This is a genomic window from Priestia sp. RMT2NF4, from assembly GCF_047872835.1.
In the GTDB taxonomy this organism is placed as follows: Bacteria; Bacillota; Bacilli; order Bacillales; family Bacillaceae_H; genus Priestia; species Priestia zanthoxyli.
Window position 1 is genome coordinate 1 of the sequence record NZ_JBLQZO010000016.1, and the last position, 16,014, is coordinate 16,014.

Consider the following 16,014-nt stretch of genomic DNA (forward strand, 5'->3'; position numbering starts at 1 on the left):
TAATGTCAACAACTTTTTAAAATTCTTTTTTCAGCTTCGTTGTTACTGTTATGTCTCAACGACGCTTTATAATAATATAACGCCCTGCACATAAAGTCAATATGTTTCGAGAAGAAAAATGTTTTTTTCTTACTTTACTTCTTCCCCTACTGAGAAGTAGTTAAACGTAAATAATCTAAATTTTCTAATTTTTATTTATACCTATATTAAAAAAGAAGCCCTTCACAAAAAGAGCTTCTTTCTTATCTTACTAATTAAGGTAAATAACGACGTGCACCTGCATACTCTTCAATATATCCCTTCGTGTTTAAAGGAATAATCTCTACTGTCCGCTCGGAGTTCGGCGAATGAATCATCATGCCATCTCCCGCATACATTGCTACATGGTGGACGCTTCCTTTTCCTTGGTTATAGGCAAAGAACAATAAGTCTCCGGGTTGAAGGTTGTTCATCTCTACTGGTTTCCCTGCTCGAGACTGTGGCCCTGAGTCACGTGGAATCGTAATACCATGGGATTGGTACATCGTAAACGTAAATCCAGAGCAGTCAAATCCAAAACCGCTCATGCCAGCCCATAAATATGGAAGATTTAAAAATGCCTTTCCACTTTCAACAAGCTCCGTGCCAGTTGGTACAGGAATATCTTTTTGAGACGCGTAGATTTTTCCTGCTTTTGTAGAAATCCATGCTGTCTTTCCATTTGGTTTTAATACTTTATATGCACTCTTTGATTTTGCCAAAAGAGGTAAGCGCGTATTATAGCTAACTTCAATACCTTTCTTTTTTAAAGAAGGCGAATGATATAAATAAGTAGTCGGAGCCGTCACCATTACAAAAGGCTTCTTTGCATACTGTTCGTACCTTTTGCTATAGGTTAATTGTTTGGTAGGCATCCATCCGGGATATCCTAATTCATTTCGAGAAGTAGGCTGTCCGTCTACAGCTACTTTGACCCAGTCTCCTTGTCTCTCTAAAACCGTTACTTTGTTTCCATATAACGCTTGTGTCTCAAGCATCCCATCGCTAGATAACTGCTGCTTCTGTTTCAAATTCATCGATGTGGTCCACTTCTTCATATCTACAGGATTAGTAGCTGACGGAGCGTCCACTTCACGCAAGATGTTTGGTGCTGTCCAAAGAGTAGCTGCTGCGACATCTATATAAGCAGTTTCTTTTTCTTCAGAAGCATGAACAGAAGGAACTGCACTGACTCCAAATGTAGCTAAAATAACTGTTGTTACCGTCAAAAGCCAACGTTTTATATTCATCGTCTCTCTCCTTCTACTATATTACTATCTTTTTATTTTGAGATAGGAACGGTGATTTCTCCTATTCCAGGAAGATCTGATAAGAAAACCTCTTGACCGCTGTACTTTAATACATCCAGTTCAGTTGAAAGCCAAAGAGGAGCATCTAAGTCAAAATACGTGATATTTGGATGAGCGGCTGCCAGATGAGCAGCTGCTCCCACGGAAAGTGATGGTTCCATCATGCTTCCAATCATACACGCAACACCGTTCGCCTCAGCAATACTAGCGATTTTTCTTGCTTCATTAATACCTCCGCACTTCATTAGCTTAATATTTAAAAGATCCACGTACCGCCCGCTTACAAGCTTTAATGCATCTTTGGCAGAAAATAGACTCTCATCTGCCATAATGGGTACGTTTACTCGTTCAGTCACAAACTTTAACCCTTCCCAATCATGAGCAGCGACAGGCTGTTCTACCAATTCAATACCAAAGTTGAGAGTTTCCATTTTATTAATGAATTGCACTGCTTGTTTTGGAGTCCATCCTTGATTTGCATCCAACCGAAGTTTTACATGATCCGGAATGACAGATCGAATATGTTTAATACGCTCAAGGTCTAGCTCAGGAATTGAACCTACCTTCACTTTTAAAATGTCAAATCCGTCCGCTGCACTTTTTTGTGCGTCTTCAGCCATTTTTTTAGGTGTATCAACACTTATCGTCATACACGTAGAGATAGGCTGCTTATCCCCCAAGAAAGCATATAAAGGAATGTTGAGAAACTTTGTATAAGCATCATGCAAAGCGATATCAGCAGCCGCTTTAGCACTTGAATTGTGAATACAGCAGCTTTGAATTTTTTTTAAGAGTTTTTGAAACTGACGTATATCCTCCCCTATTAGCGCTAGTTTAATAGGTCCTTGAAGTGCAGCTTGAATGCCTTCTAAAGAATCGCCTGTAATAACATATGTTGGCGAAGCCGCTCCTTTTCCTTTTATTCCGTTTTCTAACTGAATCTCTACACTTATGCTGTCTATCTCTGTTGCTGTTCGAAGCGCTGTTTTAAACGGAACGAGCAGTGGAACGGTTTGATGCTTTACAGTTATGTCTTTAATTATCATTTCAATCGCTTCCTTTCGATTCAGCACACATATTCTTTTATACCTATTTTGGTTTATTCTTAGATCGCCCCTAAAATTTTGGCGATCATCATACCAAAATAAGTACCTAAGAAGGAACCCATCAGAGCCATAATGACTCCTACCGGAATCAGTGCACGGTTATAAGCAGCTGCAAGCATTGGAGCAGACGCCATTCCGCCAATATTAGCTAAACTGGCTACCCCGAGCGTAAATAAATCATATTTAAATAGTTTAGCTAGCAACAGCATGATCACTAAGTGGACGAACATAATGAGAAAACCAGATACTAAGTAAATAGGAGCCTGAGCTAAATTTGAAAAATCTGATTGAGAAGCAATTAACGCTACAACGATGTATAACATAACGTTTGATACATCGAGCGTACCTGGAATTTTTGCCGCTGGAGTTACAGCAAGCACTAAACCAACGACAGAAGCAATCATAATCGTCCAGCTCGTTGCATTAATAACGGCTCCCACTTCAGGCAAACGCCCTCCGATAAATGTAGACAATGCCGAAACGAACAAACCTAGCCCAAGCAAATAAAGAAGATGCTGAAACTGAGGACCTTCTTTTTCGCTTTCAGATGTTGCTGCGACTTCATCTATACTATTCTCAATAAAGCTGACGTCTGCTTTTGTCCATTTATTAAATTTAGATGCAAATGGTACAAGCCAAAACATAAACATAACCCATACGGCATAGTTAATCGTATCCATCATAAGAGCGTAGCCAAATATATTTTCTGGAACATCCAAAATCCCTTGAAGGGCAACCATGTTAGCTGACCCACCGGTCCAACTTCCTGATAAAGCACCAAAAGCTTTCCACGTATCCTCTACATAGAAATTCTTAAAGATGGCATAGACGAGGATAAAGCCTATCATTATACTAAAAACCGCAACGATGAATCCTCCCAGCATTCTTGGACCAAGTTTAATTACACTTCGAACATCACACTTTAACAGCATAAGCATCAGCATAGCAGGAAGAAGTGCATTTTTAACGCCTGCATACATGGCGGCATTTGACTCGCTATCCCCAAATAATCCTGCCGTTTGCATAAGAGCCGCTCCTATATAAATAAGTACAATACCTGGAATAAACTTAAAAAATCCATTGGCTTTAAATCGTTTTTCAATCCCTACCATGAGCGCAGCAAAGGCAGTTAACACACTCACATACATAAATCCATCTTGAATCATTTATTCTTCCCCCTTCATCTCCCCGAAAATGTTTTTATGCAAAACAAAATCCAGCCCAACGTTTGAAAACGTCAGGCTGGATTTCGTCTAGGTCTATGTAGACAAAGCAGCTGTTATTTGCTGATATTTTTTCTGTGCATCATGAAACGCTACCACCAGCGCTTTTTGGGAAGACCCGAAGTAGCGGCTGTTAATGTCGTCTATAAGGGTGGGATCACTTATATGACGTCCAATAAAAATTGATTGAACAAATCGAACGGTTAACTCAATCGTCGCTGAGCATTCCACATCAATAATTTTTCCATTTGTTTTATCAACTACCAATCCTAAAAAATACTGATTGAACTTTTTAGTAATCGGATTGCTTTGAGGAGCTTTGGCATCTCCAATAATATAGATAGTATCTTGATCATACATGATTTTTTATTCCTCCTAAAAGAGATAACAGACGATGCTAGGGACCGGCAAATGAACGTTTGCGGAGCTACGCAACATGTATTCGCTTTCATAAGGAACATTATAATCTACTCTCAATATATCATCTATAAAACAATTTCACAATATAAATTTTATACTATTCAGAATAAAATAATATTTACCCTATAAAAAAGGCCGTACGAATACATACGGCCTTTCTGCGTCATCCTTTGAACATTGTAGAGGAAAAACGGTTAGGGTAATCTGTCATCACTACTTTTACTGAAGCCTGCTGGAGCTTCAAAAAGTCATTCAGTTCATTAATTGTATATACTCGTAAGTCTAATCCTTCTTGCTTTGCTTTTTTCCCGTACGAAGAAAGAGCAAACGACATATCACAGTGCAGGTGCGCACCTATCGATTTTGCTTTTCCAATCGCATCTTCACTCACCCCTTCAAATAAAAATCCTGTTGGGATATATGAATGGAGAGATCTCACTTTAGCCAAGCTATCATAGTTAAAAGATGACAAAATAACTTGATCTTCTAAATCAAACTCATCGATTAGACGAAGAACTTTTTCCTCAAGTTTTGGATAGTAAATTTGGTCATTTTTTAATTCAATGTTCACGGTCATTTCTGTCTTTTTGTCCATCATCCACTCAAACACTTCTATTAACGTGGGAATTGATTGTTTAGAAAAACGAGAATCATACCAGCTTCCAGCATCGAATAACCGCAGCTGTTTATATGAAAATTCTTGAACATATCCCATTCCATTCGTCGTTCTGTCAATTCGTTCATCGTGAATCACTACTATTTCTCCGTCTTTGGTTAGTTGTACATCCAATTCAATACCTGAAACTCGCATTTTTCTAGCTTCTTCAAATGCAATCATTGTATTTTCAGGATATCGTCCGCTAAAGCCGCGATGCGCATAAAGATCAATTGAATTATTCATTGTCCTCTATCTCCCCTAACTAGTCATTCACTAAATAAAAAGCTCGTCCTCAAAATAACTTGAAAGACGAGCTTCGTAATCATACGTTATTTTTGATTGGCTACTTCTAATGCTCTATTCGTTTCTTTTGCTGCTTGATCAAGTGCTTGTTTCGGCTTTACTCCCTGGTACAGGCTTTCCATTCCTGTTACTACCTTTTGGCGTGATTCCGGAAATACCGAAATTAAAGCGCCTTGTGTTGCCGGAGTTGATTTAGTTTTATGAAGCTGATCAACCGTCACTTTTAGTTGAGGATATTTTTTCCATTCTTTCTTTACGATTTCTTGATCATATGCTTTAGGATTAACCGCAAAATAGCCACTTTCCACGTGCCATTTTGCCTGAACTTCTGGTGTTGCTAAATATTTCATGAAGTCCCACGCCGCTTTAGATGTTTCATCACTAATTCCTTTAGACATCCATAAAGATGCTCCCCCGATAGCTACTCCTTGGCGATCCTCTTCTTTTGGCACAGGAAGATCTGATACACCCACATCAAATGGAGCATTGTCTACTAATGTTTTAATACCTGCTGATGAATCTAAAAACATTGCAATTTTTTTAGATTGAAATGCTGCGCGCATATCGTCCCAGTTTTGCCCTACATTGTAGAAAGTACCTTCTTTGTACATGTCATTGATTAAATTAAATGCGTTTTGTCCTTCTTTTCCATTAAATACTGCCTTCTCGGCATCCCCTTTACGACCGTTTTCGTGATCTACATACAAACCGCCTTGAGAAGCAACTAGCTCTTCAAAGAACCATCCGTAATTTAGAATTGAAAAACCGTATTGTGATGTTTTATTTCCTTGTTTCTCTGTTAGTTTCTTTGCAGCTGCCTTTAATTCATCATACGTTTTTGGTGGATTTTCAGGATCTAACCCTGCTTTTTTAAAGGCATCTTTGTTGTAAACTAACACAGGTGTTGAAGAGTTAAACGGCATTGAATATTGCTTTCCATCTACTTGGTAATAGCTTGAAATATTTTTCTCCCACTGTGAAGTATCGTAGTGGTCTTCATCAATAAATTTTTGAACAGGCTGAACCTTACCACTGTCTATCATGAATTTCGTTCCTACTTCGAACGTTTGCATGATAGCAGGTGCATCTTTAGTTCCTGCTACCGTATTAAATTTTGTTTGTGCTTCCTCATACGTTCCTTGGAAAACGGGCTTTACTTCAACTTTATCCTGAGATTTATTGTACTCATCGACTATTTTATTGAGTGATTTTTCAAGGTCACCGCTCATGGCGTGCCAAAAAACGACTTCTGTTTTACCTGATGCTGTTTTTTTAGTTTCTTGCGCTTCCGAAGAACCAGTTGAGTTTGAGCAAGCGCCTAGAATGACCAGCAAGCATGCCGTTACGATAGCCAATATCTTTTTCATCACATTCACTCTCCTATTTAATTGCACCTTGTGTTAATCCTTTTTGAAGACGTTTTTGACCTAGGAATAATAGTAATAATGTCGGTATAATAACAACCACGACAGCAGCCATAACCACTCCCCAATCAGTTGAAATCTCCTGCGTTTGCATTTGTTTTAAACCAATCTGAACGGTACGAACATCCTCTGTATTTGTCACTAACAGTGGCCATAAATACATATTCCATGTTGTTAAAAAGCTATATACGCCAAGCGTAACTAGACTTGTTTTAGAAACAGGAAGCACAACATTCCAAAAGAAACGAAAGCGGCTGATCCCTGCGACTTGAGAAGCTTCATACAGCTCGCCCGGAATGGTTTTAAACTGTTGACGCAATAAAAATGTTCCAAATGCTAAGGCGAAAAAAGGAATTGTTAATCCCAAATAGTTATTAATCCAGCCTAGCTTTTGTGCTGTTAAAAAGTTAGGAACCATCGTTGCTTCCCATGGAATCATCATCGTAGAAATAAAGAGAAAGAAAATAGTATCTCTTCCTTTAAATTTAATAAATACAAATGCAAAAGCAGCCAAACTTGAAACTAACAGCTGCCCGGCCATGACAAAAATAGATACAGCAAAACTGTTAATTAAATAATGAAGCAGCGGAACTTTTTCAAAAGCATCCCGATAGTTTTCAAATGAAAAAGATGACGGCCAAATCTTCCCTTCTAACACTTCCGCTCCACTCATAAAACTAATGGAAAAAGCGTATAGGATAGGAAACATCAATACTAAAGTAGCTGCAATGAGTAACAAATAAGTTGTCCATTTTCTCGTGATGCTCATTGATAATGTACCTTCCTTTCTCCAAGCTTGAATTGAAGAGCGGTAACCAGTAGAATACAGAAAAATAAAATTGTAGCTTGAGCACTTGCAGAGCCAACATTATAGTTTACAAATGCATCTTTGTAGATTGAATAAACAATGACATTTGTGGAATCTGTAGGCCCGCCTTTTGTTAAAATGTCAATTTGTCCAAACGTTTGAAACGCGTTAATAAACGAAACGGTGATAATAAAAAACAGCGTTGGCGAAAGCATAGGAAGCGTAATTTTACGGAGCTGATACCAATAGCTAACTCCAGCAATACGCGCGTTTTCATACAGCTTTTCATCAATATTTTGTAACCCGCCAAGTAAAATTAAAAAGGTAAACCCAATGTTCATCCAAATCGTAGAGATGGACACAGCAATCAGCGCATACTTAGGATCTAATAACCACTGCACATCATGAATGCCTACAAGATTTAATACTTTATTAATAACACCGATTGTCGGGTTATACATAAACATCCAAATTACAGAAGAAGCCGCTACGCTCATTCCCATCGTAGATGAAAACATTGTTCTGAAAAAACCAATTCCTTTTAGCTTTTCATTTGCGATTAGCGCTAGGAATAATGCAATAATTAAGCCAATAGGCACCGTGTATAGTACAAATAAAAAAGTGGCTTTCATACTTTGTAAAAAGTTTGGATCTGTAAATAGATAAAAGAAATTTTGTAATCCTACAAATTTCAAGGGATTTCCCTGTGTATCTGTAATAAAAAGACTTAAATATAAGGTCTTAATCATTGGGTAGAAAAGAAATACACCAAATAACAATAATGATGGCAGCAAGTAAGATAATCCTACCAATAGGTTAGGCATTGACTTCTTTTCTTGTGGATTTGATGAAACAGAAACAGGCGAGTTTGCTGTTTTGGTAACAGCACTCATACAAATGCCCCCTTTACAGTTAAATCTTCCGTTGATGGTTCATAGTGCAAGCATGAACCTGTATCACTATCAAATAAAAACAGGTGTTTTGGATCGATAAAAATAGGGACGCGCTCTCCCACTTTTATATTCCATTGACCGTTCCACTTAGCCATCCACTGTTTGTCTCCCATTTGAAATGTAAGCAGTGTTTCCGTTCCTAGAATTTCGACATTATCTACCTCTACGATAAAGCTGGTGTTGTCGTTTGTCGCAAGCTGAACGTGCTCAGGTCTTACTCCAACCACAACTTCCTTTTTACCGCTAAGGTTGTTGTATGATGCACTCATAGAAATAGCTCTTCTATCTTCAAAAACGAGTAAGTTATTTTCTATAGAAACGTTTGATAAGTTCATAGGGGGCGAACCTATAAACGACGCTACGAACGTGTTTGCCGGTGCATTGTAAATATCGAGCGGACGCCCAACCTGCTGAATATTACCTCCATTTAAAATCATCATTCGATCCGCCATCGTCATCGCTTCCGTTTGATCATGCGTGACATAAATCATCGTAATACCTAACTTACGCTGAATCTGGCGAATTTCTGATCTCATCTTTGCTCGCAGCTTCGCATCCAAGTTGGATAACGGCTCATCCATCAGGCAAATAGGTGAATGAGTAACTATAGCACGTGCGAGTGCTACACGCTGACGCTGTCCTCCCGAAAGCTGTCTAGGCTTTCGTTTTAAATATTCACTTAAACCAAGCATTTCTGCTGCTTCTCTGCAGCGCTTGTGCTGTTCTTGCTTTGAAATCTTCTTTGTATGCAGACCAAAAAGAATATTTTGTTCTACTGTCAAATGCGGATATAAAGCATAGTTTTGAAACACCATGGACAAATCGCGCTGACTTGGAAGCAGTTTATTTGCTTTTACATCCCCGATTAGCAACTCTCCCTGTGTGACTTCTTCTAATCCGGCAATCATTCGCAGCATTGTACTTTTCCCGCACCCTGAAGGACCTACTAATACGAAGAATTCTCCAGGTTCAATTGTGACATTAATATCTTGAATGACATTTGTTTTTTGATCGTATGACTTTCCAACGTTAACTAACTCTACTTTTTTCATTAAAAACGCTCCTTTCTCGCTCATTCATATTTTTTCCACAGCCATGATTTCCCTGTAGAAACTGCCGTAGCCCCTGCTTTTAAAGCAGCTTGGATATGGCTTTCATTTTGAATGAGTCCACCTGTAATAATAGGGATACTTGTTTTTTTAACGATTTTCTCTATCATCTCCGGAATCAATCCTGGCATTAGTTCTAATGCATCCGGTTTAATATCTTGAACGGTTTTTAACCCTTGTGCTACTGCGTCTGTATCCACTAAAAACAGCCGCTGAATAGCAACCAGCCCTTCCTGTTTTGCGTAATTAATGAGTGAACTTTTAGTGGTTACGATACCTGTGGGCTTTACAAACTTAGCGAGAAATTTAAGCCCTTCCCGGTCATAGCTAATTCCCGGAATTTTTTCAATGTGTAAGAAAACCGTTCGATTATGCTGTTTGAGTAAATCTACATAGCGTTTAATTACACTGATGTTTCCCGTTAATAAAAAGGCGGCCTGGATCTCTGTTTCTAAAAATTGCTCTAAATTTTTCGGACTTTTAATGGATGCAATTAAACGATCTTGTCCAAGCTGTTGTAAGAAATCTGCTTCCTTATTCAAAACGATTCCTTCCTTTCATTTATAAAAAAACCACAAAAAACGCATAGGATGTTTATATAGACCTATTGTTTTTTGTGGTTTCTCAATTTCATAACCTTAGTAACTATTCACTTATCGTTCACATGTTTTATAATAATGGTTATTTGTGAAGGCAATATAAAGAAGCTGTTGAGTTTTGTAAAGTAAACGTATAGTTCCTGTAAATCTGCTGAAGATAAAAAAAGCCGTTGATTTCTCAACGGCTTCACAGTGCACATTCTTCGATTTCAAATCCTAAATCTTCAATTAATCCCCAGTCAGCTGTAGGTTCTTGACCTTGAGTCGTTAAATAATCGCCTACAAAAATTGAGTTTGCAGCAAACAAACCAAGCGGCTGAAGTGATCTGAGGTTAACTTCTCTGCCTCCTGAAATTCGAATTTCTTTGGTTGGATTTACAAAACGCATCATCGCTAACAGCTTTAAGCATTGCATTGGCTTTAACGCCTTTTTGTCTTCTAGAGGCGTTCCTGGAACGGCAACAAGAAAATTGCATGGAATAGAATCTGCATCTAACTTTTTAATTTGAAAAGCTAATTCAACGGCTTGTTCATTTGTCTCGCCCATTCCAAAAATTGCACCGGAACAAGGTGACAAACCTGCTTTTTTAGATGTAGTAACCGTATCGACTCGATCTTCATAGCCATGCGTAGAACAAATATTGTCATAGTTATCAGCGTGAGTATTTAAATTATGATTATAGCGATGAACACCCGCCTCGACTAGTTCGTGTGCTTGATCATCTGTTAAAAATCCTAGACAGGCACAGATTTTCAAGTCTGTCTTTTGACGAATTTCTTTTACCGCTCCCACTACGTGCGCTACTTCTTTATCAGTAGGGCGGCGGCCTGACGCTACGATACAATATGTACCTGCTTTTCTTTTTTGAGCTTCAAAAGCACCTTCTACAATTTTCTCTTTTGTTAACCACGCATACTTATCAATCGGCGCTTCTGATACAATCGACTGCGAACAATATCCACAGTCTTCTGGGCATAAACCCGATTTAGTATTAATAATCATATTAAGCTTTACTTTTTTTCCATAATGATGATGACGAATTAAGTACGCGGCATTCATGACCTCTAACACTTCTTCATCCGGTACATAAAGAAGTTGAAGCGCTTCTTTATATGTAATTTCTTTCCCTTTAATAATAGACTGAGCAAGTGCTTTCCAATCTCTTAAACTTGTGGTTTCCATCGATTCCCCTCCACTTTAGTAAACTAAAAAAATATAAAGTTAACAATTATAACTAAAAGTTACCATTATCACGCCTTTTATGTCAACACTTCATAAATAATAGTTAACTTAAAGAGGCTGGGACAAAAGTAGTTGAGCCCAAGTAAAAAACGAACCATTCATCAACCTGTTTGATGAGTGGTTCGTTTTTTTTTGGATGATGCATATCGTTTTATTTGTTTCGTTCCTTCTAGCAGTTGATTGGAGGGCAAGGCGAAGACTCCTGCGGGAAAAGCGGAACAGGTGAGACCCCGCAGGAGCAAAAGCGAAGCCTTGCACGGAAATCAATTGCGGTGTCATAAGCAGTCCAGCTCATGTATCTCATTTGTTCATCTTTCGATTGGATTTATTTCGTTATGTCCCAGCCTCTTTGCTTATTGCGCTTGCAGTGTGTAAATAACCGATACAAAGTCTCCAGATTTTTTATCGTATGCTTCAACACCCGGATATTCATGAGTTAGAGCAATTCCTGCGTACATGAGCTCATCTCCATAAGCTGTTTGGTCTGTTTCCATCACTGTATATTCATAATCAGGATGAAGCCCTTTTAGCTCAATGCGTTCATAAGAAGGATTTGATCTAGCTAATACTTGATAATAACCGATGATTGCCTGTTTTTGATCGGATGAAACAACCATCCAGCTCGTCACATTTCCATCTTGTTCAAACGGACTTTTTAATCGATAGAATGTTCCATTTTGAATAAGAGATCGGTATTTTTTATAATACTGAATTTGTTTTTTTACCGTTTCTTTTTCATCTTCTGTCATCAGCGTAACATCTAACTCATAACCGAATGCGCCAAAATACGCAACGTCTCCTCTTGTTTCTAGACTTGTTACTCTGCGTACTTGATGATTTGGTACGGCTGATACGTGTGCTCCCATTGAACTGATTGGATAAGCAAAAGAAGTGCCGTACTGAATTTTTAGACGTTCAATCGCGTCCGTGTTATCGCTCGTCCAAGCTTGAGGAGCATAATAAAGCATTCCCGGATCAAATCTAGCGCCCCCGCTTGCACACGATTCAAATAAAATATCCGGAAACTTCTTTGTTAGTCGCTCATACAAATCATATACTCCTAAAATGTAGCGATGTACTACTTCAAACTGGCGATTCGCGGGTAGCCCAACAGATCCAATCTCCGTTATATTTCGGTTCATATCCCATTTTATATACGAGATAGGTGCTTCACTTAAAATAGCTTCCATTCGTTCATAAATATAATTCACTACTTCTTCTCGTGAAAAATCAAGCACATATTGATTTCGTCCATGAGACTGATGACGATTTGGCACATGAATCAACCAATCTGGATGCTTTTCATACAAGTTGCTTTGCTTTGAAATCATTTCAGGTTCAAACCATAATCCAAAGTCCATGCCTAAATCCGTTACTTTTTGAGCCAATGATTTCATACCGCCCGGAAGCTTATTTTCATCTACAAACCAGTCTCCAAGAGAAGTTGTATCATCATTACGTTTACCAAACCAGCCGTCATCCAATACAAAAAGTTCAACGCCCAGCTTTTGTGCTTCTTTGGCAATGTGTACAATTTTCTCTTCGTTAAAATCAAAATACGTCGCTTCCCAGTTATTAATTAAAACTGGTCGCTCTAAATCCCGCCATTTCCCTCTAGCGAGACGCTTGCGATAAAGCTCATGATACTCTTGGCTAAGACCGTTTAGCCCGTTATTTGAATAAGCCAATACTAGTTCTGGTGATTGAAAAGTTTGTCCACTTTCTAGTCGCCACTGAAAATCAAAAGGGTGAATACCCATCGTTATTCTTGATACATTATAGTGATCTACTTCCACTTGTCCAAGAAAGTTTCCGCTGTATACAAGACTAAAACCATACGCTTCTCCACTGTGTTCAGTTGCATCTGGATTCTTTAAAATTAAAAACGGGTTTTGCTGACTGCTGCTTGTACCTCTCGCACTAGAAATACTTTGAATACCCGGCTGAAGCATTCTTGTTTTCACGTGTCTCTCTCGAATCCAAGCACCGGAAAGCTGAACCATTTCATAGTTTGATGTGGGCAAATCAATGCTGCCGCTCATGATACGCAAAATATCGACTGGTTCTTCTCCTCTATGTTCAAATCGTGCGTGACGCGTAATAATATTTCGGTCTTCGTAAACGGTATACGTTAAAATAAGTGATGCATTGAGCAATTTATCAATCAGTTCAACTTCTACACTCGTGGCTTCACTCTCTTCTTCTACGTATGTAGCAGGTAAGCCGTTTAATGGCTTCTTGCCCTTGTAAATTTTATGGTTATCGTATTCAAAATTGGTGACTCGGCTTCCGTTTTGCTGAAGAAGTTGGTAGGCTGGCTCTCTGAAGTCTGTTGTCCCATAAGAAGGATACTCTTGTTTGATTGTTTCAAGAGAAAATGCTAGTTCTCCTTCATAGACCGAAGCGCTAGCTCCTCTTGTTTCCACACGTAAAAAATGCTGAAAAGACGGACGGTGCTTAAGCTTTTTTCCATAGTATAAGTGACCAAGCTGCTCGTTTCTCAACACTGAAAAGATATAACTTACATCGCGGCCCTGCAGGTGAAACTCCTTTGTACGTTCATTAAATAAGATCCCCACTTTATCTCTCTCCTCACCATCAAATATCTAACGAGACATTTCCTTTTTCATCTATTGCCGTTGCATGCTCAACAGCAGATGCTAGATTAATCTCTTTTCTTTCATACCATTTCGCTAAATCTTTGAATAACTCTTCTGTTTCAATCATTCTTGTATCTACTCGCAGTTCAGTTTCGTAGCTATGAAGAGACCAAGTGCTTTCACTAAATAAGTTCATCTCCACATCTAGACACATTTCCTTCCAATTGGGGGCACACCGAATAGGGTGAAGTATGTCTGAACATGCAATAGTGTAGCGGTTAGAGCCATTTTTATTCATAAAACAATGAACAGAAGAGGTACTCACATCTCCCTGACTAGTTTGTATAGATTTATATAGCTGGATATCTAACAACGGAACGCTCCATTTTAATGCCATTTTTGGAAGACTTCTTTTTTTAATCGACTTGACCGTTAATTTAATAAAATAAACACCATCTTTTTTTGTTTCATCCAATACAACATGCACACCTGGTCCCTTGTTTATCTCCAAGTTTATATAGGGTGTAGCAATCACTTCCTTCATCTCCTTTATCATCATTATAAGTTTATACACCCGCAAAAATGTAACCGCATTCAAAATTTTGTTTTCGTATTTATTACAAGTAGATCATACTAATCGAAAGCTTTTTTACTTTCTTTCATTTTATGTAAAATGCTTTCTAGACTCAATGGTAAAAATCAAAGTGAAAAAAAGCATTTTTTTGCTTTATCTAGTAATTAACTAAACGCTCTTTATCTCTTAGCGCGCAATTTTCTCTTCTTTTTCAAAAAAAGATGACAAATCTAACAATATAGTATAATAATAAATATTGCAGAATGATTATACACAGAAAGGATGACAAATATGAATCATGGACCTTCTCTTCTTAAACAACTAAAATTATGGCATATCGTCGTGATAGGATTAGGCTACATGGCACCCATGGCCGTTTTCGATACATTTGGCATTGTAACTGAATCCACAGATGGACATGTTTCAGGTGCTTATGCATTCACGTTGATTGCTATTTTATTCACAGCCATTAGTTATGGAAAAATGGTAAAAGCTTTTCCTGGAGCTGGTTCTTCTTATACATACGCACAGCAAGTAATGAATCCAAGCATTGGTTTTTTGGTAGGATGGACGGCTCTTCTTGATTATCTATTTCTACCGATGATTAATGCACTTTTGACAAATATTTACCTAAGCTCTCTGTTTCCAGGTGTTCCAAAAGCCGTATGGATTATCAGCTTTGTGGTCATCATGACCATAATGAATATTTTTAGCGTTCATTTAACCGTTTCTTTTGGTACGCTATTAGTTGCTTTTCAAATTTTAGTAGCTATCATCTTTATTATTTTAAGTGCTACAACTCAAGGGCAAGAGCTATCATTTAAACCGTTTATAAGTGAATCGGCTTCTATATCTCTTTTATTAAACGGAGCAGCTATTTTATGCTTTTCTTTTTTAGGGTTTGATGCTGTAACCACCATGGCTGAAGAAACACTTAAGCCTGAGAAAACCATTCCCAAAGGGATTCTCATTATTGCATGTACGGGAGGCGCCTTATTTATTACGGTTTCTTACTTTGCTCAGCTTCTTTTCCCTTCAGCCTCTTTATTTCATGATTTAGAAGGTGCATCGGCTGAAATCGCTTATAAAATTGGCGGCCAGCTGTTTCAATCTATTTTTGTAGCAGCAGCCTTAACATCAACTATTGCTTCTGGACTTGTCTCACATATGAGTGCATCAAGACTTCTCTACGCAATTGGGAAAGATGGTTATCTGCCACGGAGAATTTTTGGCTATATTCACCCTAAAACAAAGACGCCTGTTTGGAACGTAGTCATTATTGGTGGTCTCTCTTTAATTTCACTAAGTCTGTCTCTTGAAAAAGCTACCTCTTTAATTAATTTTGGTGCTTTAATTGCGTTCAGTTCAGTTAACATAGCGGTTTTTATCCATTATTTTATTCAACAAAACAAACGATCTCTCAGTGGATATATTTCATATGTACTTATGCCTTTACTCGGCAGTTTATTTTTATTTTTTATGTGGCTTAACTTAGAAAAAACATCCTTATTTATCGGTATTGTATGGAGTATAATTGGAATTATTTATTTACTGATTGCCAGACGAAAAAATACTATTACCATTCCTACTTTTCATTTTGATTAAGGAAATAGGGTTAACACACCTCGACATATTTCCCCAGAAATAATGTCGAAAAAAAATAATT

The 16,014-nt window shown here is 38.1% G+C and carries 14 protein-coding genes; 1 reads left to right on the plus strand and 13 read right to left on the minus strand.

The genetic code is table 11. The features are described 5' to 3' along the window. Positions 1-254: 254 nt before the first annotated feature. The 13 genes from ACMX9J_RS26750 to ACMX9J_RS26810 all read right to left on the minus strand — a co-directional run bounded on the left by ACMX9J_RS26750 (position 255) and on the right by ACMX9J_RS26810 (position 14,318). Positions 255-1,268 carry an NlpC/P60 family protein gene (locus ACMX9J_RS26750; protein WP_416226410.1) on the minus strand — a complete coding sequence of 338 codons (1,014 nt, stop codon included), beginning with the start codon at positions 1,266-1,268 and terminating at the stop codon, positions 255-257. 32 nt (positions 1,269-1,300) lie between these two features. After that, positions 1,301-2,374, minus strand: a complete 1,074-nt coding sequence (locus tag ACMX9J_RS26755; protein ID WP_047751712.1) for a dipeptide epimerase — start codon at positions 2,372-2,374, stop codon at positions 1,301-1,303. Positions 2,375-2,433: 59 nt separating this feature from the next. Then, positions 2,434-3,600, minus strand: a complete 1,167-nt coding sequence (locus ACMX9J_RS26760; protein WP_033580860.1) for a DUF819 domain-containing protein — start codon at positions 3,598-3,600, stop codon at positions 2,434-2,436. A gap of 93 nt (positions 3,601-3,693) precedes the next feature. Beyond that, entirely contained in the window at positions 3,694-4,017 is a 324-nt protein-coding gene (locus tag ACMX9J_RS26765; RefSeq protein WP_028412670.1) for a DUF3870 domain-containing protein, read from the minus strand. A gap of 223 nt (positions 4,018-4,240) precedes the next feature. Beyond that, a complete protein-coding gene (locus ACMX9J_RS26770; protein WP_028412671.1) occupies positions 4,241-4,978 on the minus strand; it encodes a glycerophosphodiester phosphodiesterase in 738 nt (245 codons plus the stop codon). A gap of 86 nt (positions 4,979-5,064) precedes the next feature. Continuing rightward, positions 5,065-6,405, minus strand: coding sequence for an ABC transporter substrate-binding protein (locus ACMX9J_RS26775; protein ID WP_028412672.1), 1,341 nt, complete (start codon positions 6,403-6,405; stop codon positions 5,065-5,067). Between the two features lie 13 nt (positions 6,406-6,418). Next, a complete protein-coding gene (locus ACMX9J_RS26780; protein ID WP_033580861.1) occupies positions 6,419-7,231 on the minus strand; it encodes a carbohydrate ABC transporter permease in 813 nt (270 codons plus the stop codon). Beyond that, the gene (locus tag ACMX9J_RS26785) at positions 7,228-8,163 is read right to left on the minus strand and encodes a carbohydrate ABC transporter permease (RefSeq protein WP_028412674.1); all 936 of its coding nucleotides are present in this window, start codon (positions 8,161-8,163) and stop codon (positions 7,228-7,230) included. The genes ACMX9J_RS26780 and ACMX9J_RS26785 overlap by 4 nt, the downstream gene beginning before the upstream one ends. Then, the gene (locus tag ACMX9J_RS26790; RefSeq protein ID WP_028412675.1) at positions 8,160-9,275 is read right to left on the minus strand and encodes an ABC transporter ATP-binding protein; all 1,116 of its coding nucleotides are present in this window, start codon (positions 9,273-9,275) and stop codon (positions 8,160-8,162) included. Before ACMX9J_RS26790 ends, ACMX9J_RS26785 begins: the two co-directional genes overlap by 4 nt. 20 nt (positions 9,276-9,295) lie before the next feature. Continuing rightward, positions 9,296-9,874 carry a glycerol-3-phosphate responsive antiterminator gene (locus tag ACMX9J_RS26795; protein ID WP_028412676.1) on the minus strand — a complete coding sequence of 193 codons (579 nt, stop codon included), beginning with the start codon at positions 9,872-9,874 and terminating at the stop codon, positions 9,296-9,298. A gap of 244 nt (positions 9,875-10,118) precedes the next feature. Beyond that, positions 10,119-11,114 (minus strand): biotin synthase BioB, encoded by a 996-nt coding sequence (bioB, locus tag ACMX9J_RS26800; RefSeq protein ID WP_034264346.1) that lies wholly within the window; start codon positions 11,112-11,114, stop codon positions 10,119-10,121. A gap of 413 nt (positions 11,115-11,527) precedes the next feature. Then, on the minus strand, positions 11,528-13,753 hold the full coding sequence (locus ACMX9J_RS26805; RefSeq protein ID WP_416226411.1) for an alpha-galactosidase: 2,226 nt from the start codon (positions 13,751-13,753) through the stop codon (positions 11,528-11,530). Positions 13,754-13,772: 19 nt separating this feature from the next. Continuing rightward, positions 13,773-14,318, minus strand: coding sequence for a hypothetical protein (locus tag ACMX9J_RS26810; RefSeq protein ID WP_223546639.1), 546 nt, complete (start codon positions 14,316-14,318; stop codon positions 13,773-13,775). A gap of 321 nt (positions 14,319-14,639) precedes the next feature. On the opposite strand from ACMX9J_RS26810, the gene ACMX9J_RS26815 reads away from it, so the two are divergent. After that, positions 14,640-15,953 (plus strand): APC family permease, encoded by a 1,314-nt coding sequence (locus ACMX9J_RS26815; RefSeq protein ID WP_028412680.1) that lies wholly within the window; start codon positions 14,640-14,642, stop codon positions 15,951-15,953. Positions 15,954-16,014: the final 61 nt, after the last annotated feature.